The following is an 18683-nucleotide window of genomic DNA, read 5'->3' on the forward strand; positions in this document are numbered from 1 at the left end:
CGAGCGCGACGGTGTCGGCGTAGGCGACGGCGAGGCTGTCCACGATGGCGCGGACGAGGTCGGCCCTGGTGGACGGCGGCTCGGCCCCGCCCTCGACGCACGCCCGCGCCAGCCGCGCGACCAGGTCGTCCGGGGCCTGCAGCGCGGGGTCGGCGGGATCGAAGAGACCGGGGTACGACGACCGGGCCGCCGCGTCGAGCAGCGCGGTGAGCATGTCGAGCGACGGCTCGGCCTCGCCGTCGGCGGCTGCCCACTCGCGCAGCGTCTGCTGCAGCAGCCACATGCCGCTGAGGTTCTTCACCAGCAGGGTGTCGCCCCCGGCGCCGATCTCCTGGGTGAAGCCGTCGCGGCGGGCGCGGTCGTCGCGCAGCAGGGCGGGCAGGGCCACGCCGGCCACCCCCCAGCTCCCGCTGGAGACGACACCGGTCCCCTCGTCGTCGGCGGCGGTCACGGCCATGAATGCGGCGGCGGTGTCGTGCGCCGTCACCGCGAAGACGGGCACGGGGTGCGCGGCGCCGATCGCCGCGGTGACCCGGGCGGTGGTGGGCCCGGCCCACGATCCCGTCGGCACCACGGGAGGGAGCCGGGCGGGAAGACCCGCGGCGAGCGCGGCCGACCAGTCCCCGGTCGCCCGGTCGAGCAGCGCGGTGGTCGAGGCGAGCGAGGGCTCGGCCCCCACCCGCCCGGTGAGCAGGTGCACGACGATGTCGGCGGTCAGCAGGATCGTGTCGTCGGGGTCGCCGATGCCCGCGGACTGGTCCTGCCGCAGCTGATGGGCCGTGTTGATGGCCTGGTCGAGCACCCCGGTGACGGCGTAGTCGGCGGCGAGGTCGCGGCCGGCGGAGGTGCGGGCCGCGAGGTCCGGGTCGGCAGCGCGGTGGTGCCGCACGAACGGACGCAGGGTGCCGTCGACGGTGAGCCGGGCGTAGTCCACGCCCCACGCGTCCACGCCGATGCCGCGCAGCTCCGCTCCCTCCTCCGCGGCGATCGCGACGCCCGCGCGGAGTCCGGCGAGCACGCCGTCGAAGAGCGCAGGCACGTCCCACCCGAGCCCCTCGGCGCGCGGCACCGGGGTGTTGGGGAACCGGGCGGCCTCCCGGACCTCCATCGGGGGCCCGTCCGGCGCGTCGGGGCGCAGCAGGCCGACCATGACGCGCAGGCTCGACGAGCCCAGGTCGACGGCGAGGTAGGCGGCCGTCATGTCAGATCGCGGTGTAGCCGCCGTCGATCACCAGCGTCTGCCCGGTGAGGTACGACGAGGCCGACGAGGCGAGCAGCAGGAGCAGGCCGTCGAGGTCGGCGGGCACGCCCATGCGGCCGGCCGGGATCATCGACACCCAGTCGGCGGCCAGCTCGGGGTTGGCCTCGGTGAACTGGCGGGTCATGTCGGAGAGGATGTAGCCGGGCGCGATGGCGTTGACCCGGATCGCGGGCGCCCACTCCACGGCGAGCGACTTCGCCAGCTGGTCGACGGCGGCCTTCGACGCGTTGTACGACGCCTGATGCTGGGGCACGTTGACCACCCGGCCCGACATCGACGAGATGAGGATCGCGGACCCCTCGCGGCCCTCCGCCCGCAGCGGTCGGGCGAAGGCCTGCGTGCAGTAGAACGTGCCGCTGAGGTTCACGTCGACGACCTTCGCCCACGTGCCGGGATCGACCTCGGTCGAGTCGCCCCAGATGGTGATGCCGGCCGCGGTCACCAGCAGGTCGGCGACGCCGAGCTCCTCGCGCACGGCCGCGAAGGCGCGCTCGACCGAGTCGGCATCGGTGACGTCGACCAGGGCGGCGGCGGTGCGGGCTCCGGTCTCGGATGCCAGCCGCGCGGCGGACTCCTCGACCTCGGGCAGCAGGTCCAGCAGCGCCACGCGCACACCGGCGCGGGCGAGGGCGGTGGCGAGCGAGTAGCCGATGCCGCGGGCGCCTCCGGTGACGACGGCGACCTTTCCGGCGAGATCAGGGAAGCTCATGGGGTCCTCTCGGGGGTGACTCCGGCGACCGGGGGATCCCCCGGTCGCCGGAGGGGGTGTCAGCAGGTCGACTTGTAGACGGCGTCGGCGCCGTCGGTGTCGATGTTCTCCTTGGTGATGACCGTGAACCCGGTCTGGATCTTCTCCTCGGTGGCGTCTCCCTCGAGGGCGGCGAGCGCCTGGGCGACGCCGTCCTTGCCGATGGTGGCCGGCTCCTGGGCGACGAGCGCCTGGACGACGTCGTTGCGGAGCGCCTCGACCTGCGCGGGTCCGGCGTCGAAGCCGACCACGGTCACCTCGCCCTGCTTGCCGGCCTGCTGGATGCCGGTCGCGGTGCCCTCGGCGGCGAACAGGTTGGCGGCGAAGATGCCGACGATGTCCGGGTTGGCCTGCAGCGCGGCGGTCACGATGCGGGCGGCCTCCGCAGGCTCGTTGTGCGAGTACTCGATGCCCAGCGACTCGAACTTCGAGTCCTCGGCGACGGCCTTCTCGAAGCCCTCACCGCGCGCGTCCGACGTGGAGATGCCGGGGTCGATCGAGACCACGAGCACCTTGCCGCCCTCGGGGTGCGCCTTCTGGATGGCCTCGAACGCCGCGGCGCCACCGCCCTCGTTGTCCGACGCGATCTGGGAGACCGCCATCGACGGGTCCTCCAGGGTGGTGTCGACGAGGACGACCTTGATGCCGGCGTCGGCCGCGGCCTGGATGGGCGCCTGCATCGCGGTCACGTCGGTCGGGGCGATGAGCAGCGCGTCGGGCTTGGAGGCGACGAGCGCGTCGACGATCGGCTTCTGCAGCGTCGGGTCGAACTTCTCCGGGCCCTGCACCTGCACCGTCGCTCCGGCCTCCTTGGCCGCTTCTTCGATGCCGCACTGCATGGAGATGTAGAACTCGTCTCCGGCCACGCCCTGCACGAACGCGATGTTGTAGCCGTCGTCGCCGCCGCCGGATCCGCCGTCGCCGCCCGCGTCTCCGCCCCCGCCTGCGCAACCGGCGAGGATGAGCGTCGCGGACGCGCCGAGTGCGGCGATGCTGATCGCTTTCCTGTTCCACTTCATTGTGATCACCGTTCTTCTCTTGACTGTGTGTGGATGGTGGTGGGCCGGGCGTCAGGTACGCCGGCCCCCGCTGACGAACTTGCGCCAGAGGCTCTGGGAGTTGCCGCGCATGGCGGCCGACCGGCGGACCTGGTCGACGTAGACGGCGGTGATGAGCACCGCCCCGACGGCGACCTGCTGCCAGAACGGCGGCACGCCGGTGATGACGAAGCCGTTCTGCAGCACCGCGGGGATGAACAGGCCCACGACGGTGCCGACGATGGTGCCGACGCCGCCGAAGAGGCTCGTGCCGCCGATGACGACCGCGGCGATCACGTTGAGGTTGGTCTGCGACTGCCCGGCGATCGCGGTGGTGGAGAACTGCGACAGCGAGAGGATGCCCGCGACGCCGGCGAGACCGCCGGAGAGGGTGTAGATCGCGATGAGGTGGCGGTCCACCTTCACGCCCACCCGTCGCGCGGCGAGCTCGCTCGATCCGACCGCGTAGGTGTGCAGGCCGAAGCGGGTGAAGTGCAGCACCACTCCGCCGATCACGATGATCACGAGGGCGATGACCGAGATGGTGGGGATCGTGCCGAGCACGTTGCCGTAGCCGATGGTGGTGGTCAGCACGGCGGGCACCTCACGGATGTCGACGCCGCCGGTGAGGATCTGCGCGAGGCCGAGCGACATGCCCAGCGTGCCGAGCGTGACGATCAGCGGCGGGATCTTCGCCTTGGCGATGAGGAACCCGTTGAGCAGTCCCCACCCGATGCCGCAGGCGATCGCGACGAGGATGCCGACCACGGCCGTGCCCCAGCCCGCCCCGCCGATGGCGCGCATGACCATGGCCGAGACGACGCCGGAGAACACCAGCACCGAGCCGATCGACAGGTCGATGCCTGCCGTGATGATCACGTAGGTCATGCCGACGGCGAGCACGGCGAGGATCGAGGCGTTCTGGATGATCAGCCGGAAGTTCGACCACTGCGCGAACGTGTCGGGTGCCAGCAGGCTGAACACGACGACGATCGCGATCAGCACGAGCAGGATCTGGAACGCCTGGGCGCGGAGCAGGTTGCGGAAGTAGCCGTTCTTCGGCTCCTCGAGGGTGCCGATCGCCACGGTCTCCGTGGGGGGCTTCGTCGTGCTCATCGGTTCGGCTCCTTGTCAGCGGCGGAGGTCTCGGCGACGTCGCCTTCGGGGGCGACGTCGGCCACGGGCGGGGCGGCGTCGCGGGTCACGGCGCCGGTCATGAGGCCGACGAGCTCCTCCATGGAGGTGTCGGCGGCGGGGATGTTGGCGACGCGCGTGCCCAGGCGCAGTACCTGGATGCGGTCGGAGACCTCCATGACGTGCGGCATGGAGTGCGAGATGAACACCACGGCGATGCCCTTGTCGCGCACCCGGCGGATCGTCTCGAGCACGTTCTGCGTCTGCCGCACGCCCAGCGCCGCGGTGGGCTCGTCGAGGAACACCACGCGCGAGGCCCAGTGCACGGCGCGGGCGATGGCGATGGCCTGCCGCTGGCCGCCCGACATCTCCCCCACCGGCGAGGTGAGCGAGCGCACGGTGGCGCCCAGCTCGTCGAAGGCGGCCCGCGACTGCGCGCGCATCTCCTTGGTCTTCATGAAGCCGAGGGCGCCGGCGACGCCGCTCTGGCGCAGCTCGCGGCCGAGGTACATGTTCTGCACCGGGTCGAGGTGGGGCGCGAGCGCGAGGTCCTGGTAGACGGTCTCGACACCGAGCGCGCTCACCGCGGACGGCGTGGACATGTCGGCCTCTTCGCCGTCGAACAGGATCGTGCCGGAGTCGACGGCGAGGTTGCCCGAGAGCGCCTTGACGAGCGTCGACTTGCCGGCGCCGTTGTCGCCGATGAGGGCCGTCACCTCCCCCGGATACACCTCGAAGTCGACGTCGTTCAGCGCGCGCACGTGGCCGAACTGGCGCGAGAGTCCGCGCGCCTGGAGAACCGGAACCGTAGAACTGAGCGACATGGGTCAGCTCCTTCCCTTGCTGTTGTCGTGATCGGAGTGGCCGGAGCGGAACGCCGCGGCCACGCTCTCGAAGTCGGTGCGGGTGCTCGCGGCGAACGCGGCGAACAGCGCGGCGCCGTAGGCGGTGGCCTCGTCGTGCGTGGCGACCGTGACATCGGGCAGCACGAGTCGGCGCGCGCGGACGACGCTCGCCATGCTCGACCACCCCCCGGTCAGCACGGTCGAGGTGGGCGGCGCGACCTCGCGGTCCATGACCTCCATGAGCTCGGCGCACATGTCGTTGCCGTGCAGCAGCGTCGCGGTGAGCAGTTCCGCCGGGTCGAGGCCGTCGCCGTTCGCGACGATCTTCAGCTCGCCGTCGTCGTTGCGGGCACCGCTGACCGCGAGGGCCCCGTCGGCGAGCGTGCCGGTGACGGGCAGCGCCATCACGGCTTCATCGATCCGCGCCCGGCCGGCGGCGTCGGCGATGCCCAGCAGCTGCAGCACGCGCCGCATGAGCAGACCGGACTTCGTGCCGGCGAGCAGCACGTATTTGCCCGGCAGCACATGACGCACGGTGTTGATGCCGGCGAGGGCGAGCCGTTCGCGCGCGTCGAACGGCAGCGGGCCGTCGAGCACCCGCACCAGCGCCTCGGCCGTGCCCATCGAGTCGTACAGCTGTCCGCTGTGGACGGCGCCCACCGCGACGGCGGAGACGAGGTGGTCGTGGCCGGCGACGGTGAGCACGGCGCCGCGGAAGCCGTCGGGCATGGCGTCGTCCGAGAGGATGCCCACGGCGCTGCCCGCGCCGACGCGCTCCGCGAGCAGGTCGTCGCCCACGCCGAGCACCTCGAAGGCGGCGTCCCACGGGGTGCTGTCGTCCTGGTCGAGCAGCCCGGTGCGCGACGCCAGGGAGTACTCGGCGACGCGGGGGCCGCCGAGGGCGTGCACCACCAGCTCCGGCACGGTGAGGAAGGTGCGTCCGCGCAGGTCCACCCCGGACTCGCGCAGGTGCAGGATCTTGGCGATGGAGGCCAGCGGGCCCACCGGCAGTCCGGTCCGTCCGAGGAACTCCGCGCGGAAGGCGTCGGGGGTGGCGAGGATCTCGGCGGCACCGCGCGGGTCGAACCAGGCCATGACGGGCGCCGCGGGCTCTCCGGCGGTATCCAGCAGCACGCCGGCCTCGGCCATGCCCGACACTCCGAGCGCGAGCACGCGGTAGGGACCGTGCACGCGCAGCAGGACGTCGGCCTCGTGGGCGAGCTCGCGGACGGTGTCGACGGCGACCGCGGCGGGCATCTCGGCGCGGCCGTGCTCACGGCTCGTCCACGGCGACCGGCGGCTCGCGACGAGCACCTGGCGTCCGTCGGTGTCGGCGACGAGGAGCTTGATGCTGGTCGATCCCATGTCGACCCCGACGACGTAGCCGTTCATCGGATCCCGGTCCCGGTGAGCGTGGTCGGCCATCCCGCGCCCGGCTCGGCGACGAGCACGCGCGCGTCACCCGCGAGGTGCCAGGCGCCGAAGGCGTGCGGCACGGCGAAGGCCTGGCCGTGCGAGACGGCGATCCGGCCGGACGCGCCGACCAGCTCGCCCTCCCCCTCCTGCACCAGCACGACGCCGAAGCCGGCAGGGCGCTCGGTCGAGACGTCCCCGGAGACGGCCGCGTCCCAGAGGCGGAAGAAGGGGTCGGCGGCGGCGGGCAGGAGCGAGCGGAAGCGCGGGCCGGCGGGCGTCGTGCCCGCGTCGCTGATCAGTGCGGCGAGCTGCTCGGGAGCGAGGCGGTCGGCCGAGACGGCGGGCATCACGGCGTCGAAGCCGAGGTCCAGGTGCGACTCCTCGCGGGTCGAGGTGGTGACCGACCACTCCAGCAGGATGGAGAAGTCGGTGGGCTCCTGCACCTCGGCGACGAAGATGCCGCCGTCGATGGCGTGCGCGGTGCCGGCGGGCACGAGGATGCCCATGCCCTGGCGCACGACGACGCGGTTCATGTGCGCGAGCATCCACTCGCTGTCCTGGGCGTCGCGGCGGCGGTCCAGCTCGGCGCGGTCGAGGTCGGTGTTCCAGCCGAGGTGCACGGCGCTGTCGGGCTCGGTGTCGAGCACGAACCACGCCTCCGTCTTGCCGTACGGGCAGGCCAGGTGGCTCGTGGCGAACGCCCGGTCGGGGTGCACGTGCACGGGGAGGCGCTGGCGGGCGTCGAGCAGCTTGACCAGCAGTCCCACGTCGCCCGCGTCGGCTCCGCTCCCCGGGCCGGTCCAGGCCGCGGGGTCGGCGGTCACGAGGTCGCGCAGCAGGGCGCCGTCGGCGGTGACGGCGAGACCGGTGTCCGGCGTGCCGAACCGCGACACCGTCGCGCCCAGCCACTCCTCGGGCTGGTGGTCGGTCTCCGGCTCGATCCCGCGCAGCGCCGCGATGCGGTCGCCGCCGCGGTAGAAGTGCTGGACGGGGTTGGGCGGCAGCAGGACCGGGTTCATCGCAGGTCTCCGATCGGGCGGGCCGATGCGTCGCGCTCGGGGGCCATCTCGCCCGAGCCGCGGGCGATGAGGCGGGTGGGGACGACGATGTGCTCCGGCTCGGCCTGGGGGTCGGCGCCGAGCTGCATCAGCCGCCGGAACGTCGCCTCGCCGATCAGCCGGGGGTCCTGGTCGACGCAGGTGATGCCGGGGGTGAACACGTCGGCGAACTGGAAGTCGCCGAACGAGATCAGCGCGGGCATCGGCACGCGGTCGGCACTGAGCACGTGGATGGTCGCGATGGCGGCGGGGCTGGTGGCGCAGAAGAGGGCCGTCGGCGCGTCGGGGCGGGCGAGCAGCTCGCTGATCGACCGCTCTTCGCGGTGGCGGCCCTGCGCGATGATCAGGCTCTCGTCCACCTCGACCCCGGCCTCGGCGTGGGCGTCGCGGTAGGCGCTCAGGCGCTCGAACACGGTGGGGTACGGGATCTCCTCGCCGATAAAGCCGATGCGGCGGTGCCCGCGGGAGAGGAAGCCGCGGACGGCTTCGAGCGTGGCGCCGTAGTCGTCGACGACGATCGAGTCGATGCCTTCGCGCGAACGGTCGACGCAGATCACCGGGAACCGCTGCCGCAGCGCCGCGAGCTCGGCGGACTCGATCGCGAAGGGCGAAATGATGAGCCCGCGCAGGCGGTCGCCGGTGAGACGTTCGAGCTGTTCGCGCTCTTGTGCGGCGTCGTGCACGGTGCTGGCGAAGAGCACGTTGAGGCCCTCGGCGACGGCGAGCTCCTCGACGGCGCTGACGAACGCGGCGAAGAACGGGTCGGAGATGGCGTCGATGAGGATGCCGATGGTGTCGGTGTCGCCGCGCTTGAGCGACCGGGCGCGACGGTCGGGCACGAAGCCGAGCTCGAGCACCGCGGCGGCGACGCGTTCGCGGGTCTCGGGAAGCACGCCGCTCTCGCCGTTGACGACGCGCGAGACGGTCTTGATGCTCACGCCGGCGAGCTGCGCCACGTCGGTGATGCGCGCCCGGCGGCGCCCGTCACGCTGGGTGCCCACCGTCGCGCTCGACTCGTCGCGCTCGTGCTCCATTGCCACCTCGACATCGTTGTCATCGTTGAATCCGCGGCCATCGCGAGTTCGATGGGAACATCATGCGACCGGGTCGACAACGTTGTCAAGCGCCGATTCGATCGCAGCCCACCGCTGCGATCGGTCACCCGCCGGGCGTCACCTCGACGTCGACGCCCAGTTCGAGCACCCCGCCGGGCGCCAGCGGGCGCAGCAGTCCGCGAGCCCGCGCATCGGCCCGGCCGAGGATCGTCGGCACGGTCGCCGGCTCGATCCCCAGGACGACGTGGCCGCGCTCCTCGGCGACGCGCCACTGGAACAGCGCCGGCAGGCGTGCGGTGTCGACGGCGATGCGGACGGCCGCCCCGCGCGGGCTCTCGACGACGATGTCGACCCGCTCCCGAAGCGGCAGCTCGTGGCGGAACACCTGCTCGGGATACGACACCGCCGGGGCCGGGAACCGGTCCCACGAGCCGAGGCCCGCCCGCGCTTGCGCGTCCCGGGGCTCGACAGCGGTCGCCGGCGAGTGCAGCACGGTCCCCTCGTCGACCAGCGGCCAGCCGAGGTTGAGGTGGTAGAGCACCATGGGCTCCACGGCGGCCGCTCCGCGGTTGACCACGAGGTCCTGCACCCGGACCAGGCGCGACCCGATCGGCGTGCTGATGCGGCGCCGGAGTTCGAGGTGCACCCCGAAGACCTCGACCTCGCGGACCGTGCCCTCGACCACGACCTCGCGGGCGGTCACCTCGGTGCGCGTGACCTCGGCGCGCAGCGACGAGTACCGGCCGTGCAGCGGATGCGCCTCACCCTCGTCGACCGACGGCGCTCCGAAGCTGCGCAGTCCGCAGGTCGTCAGCAGCCCGCCCCCGAACGACCGGAGCCAGCCGTCGTCGTCCGGCCCGGGGACGATCGGGGGGAATCCGGTCGCCGAGGTCCACGCGAAGGGCATGCCCGCGACCCGCAGCTGCCCCAGGTCGAAGCCGCGATCGGGCAGGATCTCGAGGTCGAGGTCGCCGTTGACGACCCGGATCCGACGGCTCCCCGCGTCCGGTCCGTCGGTCCGCAGCGACGACTCCACCGTCACGGCCTGCCCGCGGTGTCCGAGCCGTCGCCAGGCCTCGTCGATCGGCGCCCCGTACAGCTCCGCCACCATCGCCCGCCCTTCTCCCGCGCTGTCCTGGCGCGCGTGCGGCCACCGTAGCAGGCGCTCGTCCGGCCCGGATCGTCGCGATTGACAACGTTGTCTCGTCTCTGCATACTGATCGTGCGCATCGCCGCGCCACCCTCACGCAGAGAGCACCATCGATGACGAAGCCTCGCCTCCACCGCCTGTTCCACGCCCGCTCCGGTCGCGCCCTCGACGTGGCCGTCGACCACGGGGCCTTCCACGAGCACTCGTTCCTCACCGGCATCGAGGACATGGCCGCGACCGTCCGCACCCTCGTCGACGCGGGCCCCGATGCGATCCAGCTGACGCTCGGCCAGGCCCCGCTGCTGCAGTCCGTCCCCGGCAAGCAGAAGCCCGGCCTCGTGCTGCGCACCGACATCGCCAACGTCTACAACGACCCGCTGGAGTCGCCGCTGCACTCGATCCACGTGCCCGACGCGATCGAGGTGGCGGTGCGGCTCGACGCGGTCGCCGTGTGCGTGAACCTGCTCGACCTCCCCGGCCACCCCGAGGTGCGCGAGCAGTGCATCCGGTCGATCCTCGCGCTGCGCACCGACGCCGAGCGTTACGGCATGCCCCTGATGATCGAGCCACTGGTGATGCAGACCCGGGCGGGCGCGGGGGGTTATGCGGTGGACGGCGACACCGCCAAGATCGTCACGCTCGTGCGGCAGGCCAGGGAGCTCGGGGCCGACCTCATCAAGGCCGATCCCACCGACGAGATCTCCGACTACCACCGCGTCATCCAGGCCGCCGGCGACACCCCGGTCCTGGTGCGCGGCGGCGGACGCGTCGACGATCGCACGCTCCTCGAGCGCACGGTCGCCGTCCTCGCGCAGGGTGCCCGCGGCATCGTGTACGGCCGCAACGTCATCCAGCACGACGACCCCCGGGGCATCACCGCAGCCCTGATGGCCGTGGTGCACGACGACGCCTCGGTCGACGACGCGCTCCGCCTGATCGGAGCGACGCGATGAGCGGGCGCCGCGTGAACGTCGGCATCATCGGCGGGGGTCTGATGGGCCGAGAGATCGCGGCGGCCCTGCGCCGCTGGCCCGCGCTCGTCGACCACCCCGCCGACCCGCAGCTCGTGGCGGTGTGCGACATCAACCCCGCGGCCCTGGAGTGGTTCGCCGGGATCGACACCGTGCGCCTCACCACCACCGACCACCATGAGCTGCTGGCCGATCCCGACATCGACGTGGTCTACATCGCCGTCCGCCACGACCTGCATGAGCAGCTCTACGTCGACACGATCCGGGCGGGCAAGGCCCTGCTGGCCGAGAAGCCCTTCGGCATCGACGGGGCCGCCGCCGACGCGATCCTCCGGGCGATCGACGAGACCCCCGGGTCGTTCGTACGGGTGTCGAGTGAGATGCCGTACTTCCCCGGCGCCCAGTGGGCGGTCGACTACGTGCGCTCCGGGGCACTCGGTCGCATCGTCGAGGCGCGCTGCGCGTTCCTGCACGCCAGCGACCTCGATACGGCGAAGCCGCTGAACTGGAAGCGCCAGCAGCGGTTCTGCGGCGAGGCCGGGGTGCTCAACGACCTCGGCATGCACACCTGGCACGTGCCGCTGCGCCTGGGCTGGATGCCCGAGACCGTCAGCGGCGTGCTGCAGGACATCGTCACCGAACGGCCGGGACCCGACGGCACCCCGCAGCCGTGCGACACCTGGGACAACGCCGTCCTGCACTCGTGGGCGACGCACGACGGGGCGCGGTTCCCGCTCACGACCGAGACCAAGCGGATCGCCCCCGGCGAGAAGAACACCTGGGAGTTCGAGGCGATCGGCATGGAGGGCGCCGTGCGCTTCAGCACCAAGAACCCCAAGGAGGTGCAGGTGTTCGCGCTGATCGACGTGCCGGGGGTCGGGCGCGAGCAGAGCTGGCAGCGCATCGACGCCGGCAGCCAGTCGGTGTGGCCCACGGTGACCGGGCCGAACTTCGAGTCGGGCTTCTCGGATGCGATCCTGCAGATGTGGGCGGCGTTCCTCGCCGAGCATCAGGGGCGCCTGGGCGACGGCTTCGGCACCGTGCGACCGGAGGAGGCGGCCGCGACGCATCGGATCTTCGCGGCGGCCATCGCCTCGCATCAGTCGGGCGCGGCCGTCGCGCCGCGCGGGTGAACGGCGCGCACGCTCCTATCGTGGAGAGGTGGTGAGCGGAGGGCGCACGATGCGCGGCAGCGGCAGGCCGACGATGAACGACGTGGCCGCCGCGGCGGGGGTCAGTCTGAAGACCGTCTCGCGCGTCATCAACGCGGAGCCCAACGTCGACCCCGCCCTGGCCGACCGCGTGCGCGAGGCCATCGACCGCCTCGGATACCACCGCAACGCCCTCGCGGCGAGCCTGCGCTCCGGCACCAACGACACCATCGGGTTCCTCGCCGCCGACCTCTCCAACTCCTTCTCGATGGGGATCGCCGCGGCCGTGTCGGCCGTCGCGTCACAGCGGGGTCTGCACGTCCTGATGGCCTCCAGCGAGGAGGATCCCGCCGTCGAGCGCCGCCTCGCCCTCGACCTCTGCCAGCGCCGGGTGGGCGGCCTGATCCTGGTCCCCGCCGCGACCGATCACGGCTACCTGGCGCCCGAGGTCGCCCACGGCACGCCGGTCGTGTTCCTCGACCGCCCGGGCGACGGCATCCCCGCCGACACCGTGCTGCTCGACAACCGCGGCGGTGCACGCGCGGCGGTCGCCGAACTGCTGGGCGGGCATGAGCGGATCGGGCTCCTGCTCGACGCGACGGAGATCTACACGATGCGCGAGCGGCTGGCCGGGGCCGAGGAGGCGTTCGCCGCCGCGGGCCGCGCGCTCGATCCGTCGCTCCTCATCACGGGCATCCACACCCCGCAGGACGCCGCGGCTGCCACGGCGCGCATCCTCGACGGCCCCCGCCCGCCGACGGCCCTGTTCTGCGGCAACAACCGCGCGACGGTCGGAGCCCTCGAAGAGCTCACGCGGCGTGACGCCGACGTCGCGGTGACCGGCTTCGACGACTTCGAGCTGTCGTGGATGCTGCCGCGGCCGCTGCGCGTGGTCGCCTACGACGTCGCCGCACTGGGCGCCCTGGCCGCCACCACCCTCCTCGACCGCATCGCGGGGGACGCCGCCGCGCCACCCGCCCTGCACCTCGTGCCGACCACGCTCGTCGATCGCGGCGGTCGGCAGCGCACGCCCACCGGCTAGATTCCCGGTATGGCTCTTTCCGGAAACCTCGACGCTCAGCGCCGCCGCGACGAGCTGGTCGCGATGGCCGAAGGCCCCGAGGGCGTCTCGATCGACGGGGCAGCGGAGCTGTTCGCGGTGTCGTCGATGACGATCCGGCGCGACCTCCTCGAGCTCGAGGCCGAGGGGCGGGTGCGACGGGTGCGCGGCGGGGCGACCGCGGCTCCCCGCGCCCGGCCCTTCGACGCCCGGCGCAGCATGCGGGCGAGCGCCAAGAGGGTGATCGCCGAGAAGGCGCTGCACCTGGTGCCGGCCGCCGGGACGGTGGCCCTCGACGCGTCGACGACGATCAGCACGCTCGCCGCGGTGCTCGGACCGCGCGACGCACTCGCCGTGTACACCAACGCCGTCGAGACCTTCCAGCTGCTGCAGCCGCGGGAGGGGGTGACCGCGGTGCTGTCGGGCGGCACCGCCGAGCCGACCACGGGCAGCCTGATCGGACCCCTCGCCCTCCGCAGCCTGCAGGCGGTGTACTTCGACGTTTTCTTCGCCTCGGCCGATGCCCTCGACGAGGTCGACGGCTCCTCCGAGGTGTCGGTGGAGGAGGCCGAGGTCAAGCGGGCGCTGGCCGCGCAGGCGAGCACCACGGTGCTCTGCGTCGATGCGACCAAGCTGGGTCGTCGGTCGGTCGCCCGCGCCCTCGAGCCCGCGCAGGTGGACGTGCTGATCACCGATCTCGATCCGGCGGATGAGCGCCTCGACCCCTTCCGGGGGATCGCCGAGGTGCGCTGACCCTTGGTGCTCGCGTCAGATCGTGTTATCTTTCACAGGACTTAACAGCGCTGCGGCGCTCCCCCGATGGTGCAGGAGATCGTCATGACCAACCCGACCGCCGCCGAGCTGATCGCGCGGAGCAACCGTCTGGGCGCAGACCCGAAGAACACCAACTACGCCGGGGGCAACACCTCGGCCAAGGGCACCGAGATCGATCCCGTCACCGGGCAGCCCGTCGAACTGCTGTGGGTCAAGGGCTCGGGCGGCGACCTGGGCACCCTCACCGAGAGCGGCCTCGCCGTGCTGCGCCTCGACCGGATGCGGGCGCTCGTCGACGTGTATCCCGGAATCGACCGCGAAGACGAGATGGTCGCCGCGTTCGACTACTGCCTGCACGGCAAGGGCGGGGCAGCCCCCTCGATCGACACGGCCATGCACGGACTCGTCGACGCGGCACACGTCGACCACCTGCACCCCGACTCGGGCATCGCGATCGCGACCGCCGCCGACGGCGAGGCCCTGACGACCGCGATCTTCGGTGACCGCGTGGTGTGGGTGCCGTGGCGGCGCCCTGGTTTCCAGCTCGGACTCGACATCGCCGCCATCAAGGCGGAGAACCCCGCCGCGATCGGCTGCATCCTCGGCGGGCACGGCATCACGGCGTGGGGCGACACCTCCGACGAGGCCGAGGCGAACTCCCTCTGGATCATCGACACCGCGGCGGCGTACCTCGCCGACCACGGCCGCGCCGAGCCGTTCGGTCCCGTCCGCCCGGGGTTCGAGGCGCTCCCCGAGGCCGACCGTCGCCGTCGGGCCGCGGCCCTCGCCGGCACCATCCGCGGCATCGCCTCGACCGACAAGCCGATGGTGGGGCACTTCACGGACGACGCCGTCGTGCTCGACTTCCTCGCAGCCGAGAAGGCGCCCGCCCTTGCGGCCCTGGGCACCAGCTGCCCCGATCACTTCCTGCGCACCAAGGTGAAGCCGCTGATCCTCGACCTGCCCCCCACGGCGACCGTCGACGAGCAGATCGCGCGTCTGCACGAGCTGCACACGCAGTACCGCGCCGACTACCGGGCCTACTACGACGCGCACGCCACCCCCGACTCCCCCGCCATCCGCGGCGCCGACCCGCTCATCGTGCTCGTGCCCGGCGTGGGCATGTTCTCCTACGGCGCGAACAAGCAGACCGCGCGCGTCGCCGGCGAGTTCTATGTCAACGCGATCAACGTCATGCGCGGCGCCGAGGCCGTGTCGAGCTACGCCCCGATCTCCGACGCCGAGAAGTTCCGCATCGAGTACTGGGCGCTGGAGGAGGCCAAGCTCCAGCGGCTGCCGAAGCCGAAGACCCACCAGGGTCGCATCGCGTTCGTCACCGGCGCCGCCTCCGGCATCGGCAAGGCGATCGCGACCCGATTGGCCGCCGAGGGCGCCTGCGTGGTCGTGGCCGATCTCGATCTCGAGAAGGCGCAGGCCGCGGCCGCCGAGCTCGGGAACACCGACGTCGCGATCGGCGTCGCCGCGAACGTGGCGGATGCCGAGGCCGTGCAAGCCGCGCTCGACGAGGCCCTGCTCGCGTTCGGCGGCGTCGACCTGGTCGTCAACAACGCGGGGCTCTCCCTGTCGAAGCCGCTGCTGGAGACGACCGAGAAGGACTGGGACCTGCAGCACGACGTCATGGCCAAGGGCTCGTTCCTGGTGTCGAAGGCCGCGGCCCGTGTGCTGATCGATCAGAAGCTCGGCGGCGATATCATCTACATCTCGTCGAAGAACTCCGTGTTCGCGGGCCCGAACAACATCGCCTATTCCGCGACCAAGGCCGACCAGGCCCACCAGGTGCGGCTGCTCGCGGTCGAGCTCGGCGAGCACGGCGTGCGGGTCAACGGCATCAACCCCGACGGCGTCGTGCGCGGCTCCGGCATCTTCGCGTCGGGCTGGGGCGCCAACCGTGCCGCCACGTACGGTGTCAAGGAAGAGGACCTCGGCCAGTTCTACGCCAACCGCACGATCCTCAAGCGCGAGGTCGTGCCGGAGAACGTCGCCGATGCCGTCTACGTGCTCACCGGACCGGAGCTGAGCCGCACCACCGGCCTGCACATCCCCGTCGACTCCGGCGTCGCCGCCGCGTTCCTGCGATGAGGGTCACCGGCCGATGAACGACACGAGGGTCAGGGCGGTGGCCGCGGTCGACCTGGGCGCGACCAGCGGCCGGGTCATGATCGGGCGCATCGGCCCCGGGGTGCTCGACCTGGAGCCCGTCTCGCGGTTCCCGCACGGAGCGGTGGAGCGTGCCGACGGACTGCACTGGGACTTCGCCGCCCTGTACGAGCACGTGGTGGACGGGCTCGCCGAGGCCGTCCGCCGCGAGCCGTCCATCGAGAGCATCGGGATCGACTCCTGGGCGGTGGACTACGGGCTGCTGCGCGACGGCGAGCTGCTCGGGGAGCCGTTCCACTACCGCGACCGCCGCACCGCCCGTGGCGTGGCCGAGGTGCATGGCGAGGTGCCCTTCGCGGAGCTGTACGAGCGCAACGGCCTGCAGTTCCTGCCATTCACCACGCTGTACCAGTTCCGTGCCGACCCGCGTCTCACGGAGGCGGACACGGCTCTACTCATCCCCGACCTCCTCGCGTACCTCCTCACGGGCCGGCGCGTGGCGGAGCGCACGAACGCCTCCACCACCGGCCTGCTCGGGGTGCGGTCGGGCGAATGGGACACCGAGCTCGCGGTCAGGGCGGGGATCCCGCCACGGCTCCTGCCCGAACTCGTCGACGCCGGCACGGTCGTCGGCACGCTGACCCCCGGGGTCGCGGCACGCATCGGTGCGAGCCTGCCCGTGGTGGCGGTGGCCTCGCACGACACCGCGTCCGCCGTCGTCGCCGTTCCGCTGGAGTCGTCCTCGTCCGCGTTCATCTCGTGCGGAACCTGGGGCCTGGTGGGCGTCGAGCTGCGCGCACCCGTGCTCACCGACGACGCGCGGGAGGCGAACTTCACGCACGAGCGCGGAGCCGACGGCCGGTATCGCTTCCTGCACAACGTCACGGGGCTCTGGCTGCTCAGTGAGACGGTGCGCGCGTGGGAGGCCGAAGACGGTGCGCCGATCGCACTGCCGGAACTCCTGGCTGCCGCGTCGGTCGTCACCGACCAGGTCCCGGTGTTCGACGCGAACGACCCGTCGCTGAGCGCGCCGGGGGACATGCCCGCCCGGATCGCCGCCCTGCTGCCGCAACCGGCGCCGTCGACGCGTGCGGCGTTCGTGCGCTCGATCATCGAGTCCATCGCCGCGGCGTTCGCCGAGGCGGTGCACACGGCCGCCGAGCTCTCCGGCCGCAGTCTCGACCGCATCCACCTGGTCGGGGGCGGCGCGCTCAACGACCTGCTCTGCCAGGCGACCGCCGACCGCTCTGGCCTCCCGGTCCTCGCGGGCCCGGTCGAGGCGACCGCCCTGGGGAACGTCCTGATCCAGGGCCGCGCACTCGGTGCGACCCGCGGCACGCTGGAAGACCTTCGCGCCCTCGTCGCCGCCACGCATCCCCCGAAGGTCTTCGCGCCCGGCGCCTGATCCGAACGGCGAAAAGGGGCGGTTCCTTTCCCGTCGGAGAGGAACCGCCCCTTGTTCGTCGCACCGCTGGTGCTTTCGCGCCTGCCGAGCTCGGCCCCTCCGCGAGCTCGACGGGCTCGACCCTCCCAGCCATAGGGTAACATGCTACGCGTTAGTGTCACCACTCGCCTCTCGGGGCAGCGCTCACGAAGGACAATCAATGACGAAGACCAGATACTCGCGCGCACTCGCCGCCACCGGCGCCTCCACCGCACTGCTCGCGTGCTCCCTCGCTGCGGCGTCGGCCGCCTCGGCGGCGACCATCGACGGAGCCATCACCAGCGCGGAGGTGGTGCAGAGCAGCGCCGACGCCGGATCGGACGTGCAGATCGACCTCGCGTGGAGCGTCCCCGACGACTCCCGCGCGGGCGACACGTTCACGCTGCAGCTCCCACCCGAACTGCTCGCGCTCACCCAGGGGTTCGCCCTGACCGACGCCGACGGCGCCAAGGTCGCGGAGGCGTCTCTCTCCCCCGAGGGGCTCGCGACCTTCACCCTCACCGACTACGTCACCACGCACCCGCTCTCGGTGCACGGCACGGCGCACTTCTGGGCCGAGTTCCAGACCACGCAGACCGGCACGACCGTGCCGATCACGTTCACGGGTGACGGGGGCGTCACGTTCGACGATGGCATCGAGGCCACGGGCGTTCCGGGCATCGACCGCACCGCCCCCAGCAAGGCCGGCGCCTGGACCGACCTCGCCGATCAGGGCATGACCCACCCGCAGGGCGCCCTCCAATGGACCGTGGCCTCACCCCGCGGTCCGTTCTCCTCCCTCGTGTTCGACGACCCGGCACAGCCCGGCCAAGAGGTCGATTGCACGTCGCCGATCCTCGTGCGGCACACCTCGACGGCGGATGGCGACGGCTTCCTCACCGATCTCGTGCCGGTGGACGCCGGCGACTACACGATCGACTGCACCGCCCAGCAGCTCACGGTCACGATGGGCCGCGCCGTGGCCGACGGCGAGATCGTGCAGGTCAAGTTCCAGAACAGCGTGACCGACCCGTCGCTCGACGTGTACCGCAACACCCTGTCGGTCACGGCGGACGGCGAGTCCTGGAGCACGCCAGGATCGGTCCGCCGCCTGAGCGCCGGCGGCGAGGGCGCCGGCACCGGGGTGGGACAGCTGGCGATCACCAAGAGGGTCGAGGGAGCCGGGACGCCGACGGGGCCGTTCGCCGTCGTCGTCGACTGCCAGTGGGCGGGGGAGTCAGCACCCGACTATCCCCGCACCCTGACTTTCACCGGTGCCGAGACGCAGACCCTCACGGCACCGGTCTCCAGCGTGTGCACCGCCACCGAGACCGAGAACGGCGGCGCGGCGAGCGTCGCCGTCGGCCCAGCGGCGACCGTCACGGATGAGGCCGCGGGTACGGCGGAGATCGTCGTCACCAACACCTTCCCGGCGGCCCCGCCGGTGGACCCGGCCGACCCCGGCACCCCGGCCGGGTCCAC

Annotated in this window: 16 protein-coding genes; 7 read left to right on the forward strand and 9 right to left on the reverse strand. The window is 72.3% G+C overall.

Annotated features, from left to right (window positions below; translation table 11 throughout):
• From DW299_RS16475 to DW299_RS16515, 9 genes are all read right to left on the reverse strand, one after another.
• The coding region (locus DW299_RS16475) for an FGGY family carbohydrate kinase (protein ID WP_136037226.1) at positions 1-1201 on the reverse strand (1201 nt) is incomplete at its 3' end.
• A gap of 1 nt (position 1202) precedes the next feature.
• Positions 1203-1970: an SDR family oxidoreductase gene (locus tag DW299_RS16480; protein WP_136028608.1), complete on the reverse strand. Its 768-nt coding sequence runs from the start codon at positions 1968-1970 to the stop codon at positions 1203-1205.
• 59 nt (positions 1971-2029) lie between these two features.
• Entirely contained in the window at positions 2030-3028 is a 999-nt protein-coding gene (locus DW299_RS16485) for an ABC transporter substrate-binding protein (protein ID WP_136028622.1), read from the reverse strand.
• A gap of 51 nt (positions 3029-3079) precedes the next feature.
• Positions 3080-4162: an ABC transporter permease gene (locus DW299_RS16490; RefSeq protein WP_136028609.1), complete on the reverse strand. Its 1083-nt coding sequence runs from the start codon at positions 4160-4162 to the stop codon at positions 3080-3082.
• The gene (locus DW299_RS16495; protein WP_136037227.1) at positions 4159-5004 is read right to left on the reverse strand and encodes an ATP-binding cassette domain-containing protein; all 846 of its coding nucleotides are present in this window, start codon (positions 5002-5004) and stop codon (positions 4159-4161) included. The genes DW299_RS16490 and DW299_RS16495 overlap by 4 nt, the downstream gene beginning before the upstream one ends.
• Before the next feature lie 3 nt (positions 5005-5007).
• Positions 5008-6417 carry an FGGY-family carbohydrate kinase gene (locus tag DW299_RS16500; protein WP_136037228.1) on the reverse strand — a complete coding sequence of 470 codons (1410 nt, stop codon included), beginning with the start codon at positions 6415-6417 and terminating at the stop codon, positions 5008-5010.
• The gene (locus tag DW299_RS16505) at positions 6414-7460 is read right to left on the reverse strand and encodes a class I mannose-6-phosphate isomerase (RefSeq protein WP_136037229.1); all 1047 of its coding nucleotides are present in this window, start codon (positions 7458-7460) and stop codon (positions 6414-6416) included. Before DW299_RS16505 ends, DW299_RS16500 begins: the two co-directional genes overlap by 4 nt.
• Positions 7457-8533: a LacI family DNA-binding transcriptional regulator gene (locus DW299_RS16510; RefSeq protein WP_206251804.1), complete on the reverse strand. Its 1077-nt coding sequence runs from the start codon at positions 8531-8533 to the stop codon at positions 7457-7459. The genes DW299_RS16505 and DW299_RS16510 overlap by 4 nt, the downstream gene beginning before the upstream one ends.
• Before the next feature lie 124 nt (positions 8534-8657).
• Positions 8658-9665: an aldose 1-epimerase family protein gene (locus DW299_RS16515; RefSeq protein WP_136037230.1), complete on the reverse strand. Its 1008-nt coding sequence runs from the start codon at positions 9663-9665 to the stop codon at positions 8658-8660.
• A gap of 152 nt (positions 9666-9817) precedes the next feature.
• On the opposite strand from DW299_RS16515, the gene DW299_RS16520 reads away from it, so the two are divergent.
• From DW299_RS16520 to DW299_RS16550, 7 genes are all read left to right on the forward strand, one after another.
• Positions 9818-10657 (forward strand): class I fructose-bisphosphate aldolase, encoded by an 840-nt coding sequence (locus tag DW299_RS16520; protein WP_136028615.1) that lies wholly within the window; start codon positions 9818-9820, stop codon positions 10655-10657.
• Positions 10654-11808 (forward strand): Gfo/Idh/MocA family protein, encoded by a 1155-nt coding sequence (locus DW299_RS16525; protein WP_136037231.1) that lies wholly within the window; start codon positions 10654-10656, stop codon positions 11806-11808. Before DW299_RS16520 ends, DW299_RS16525 begins: the two co-directional genes overlap by 4 nt.
• Before the next feature lie 31 nt (positions 11809-11839).
• A complete protein-coding gene (locus DW299_RS16530; protein WP_240745437.1) occupies positions 11840-12868 on the forward strand; it encodes a LacI family DNA-binding transcriptional regulator in 1029 nt (342 codons plus the stop codon).
• 9 nt (positions 12869-12877) lie between these two features.
• Positions 12878-13639: a DeoR/GlpR family DNA-binding transcription regulator gene (locus tag DW299_RS16535; RefSeq protein WP_136028617.1), complete on the forward strand. Its 762-nt coding sequence runs from the start codon at positions 12878-12880 to the stop codon at positions 13637-13639.
• A gap of 84 nt (positions 13640-13723) precedes the next feature.
• Positions 13724-15760 (forward strand): bifunctional aldolase/short-chain dehydrogenase, encoded by a 2037-nt coding sequence (locus DW299_RS16540; RefSeq protein WP_136028618.1) that lies wholly within the window; start codon positions 13724-13726, stop codon positions 15758-15760.
• 13 nt (positions 15761-15773) lie between these two features.
• Positions 15774-17183, forward strand: a complete 1410-nt coding sequence (locus DW299_RS16545) for a rhamnulokinase (protein ID WP_136037232.1) — start codon at positions 15774-15776, stop codon at positions 17181-17183.
• Between the two features lie 199 nt (positions 17184-17382).
• The coding region (locus DW299_RS16550; protein ID WP_136037233.1) for an Ig-like domain-containing protein at positions 17383-18683 on the forward strand (1301 nt) is incomplete at its 3' end.

This window comes from Microbacterium sp. K35 (genome assembly GCF_004794375.1).
Lineage (GTDB): Bacteria > Actinomycetota > Actinomycetes > Actinomycetales > Microbacteriaceae > Microbacterium > Microbacterium sufflavum.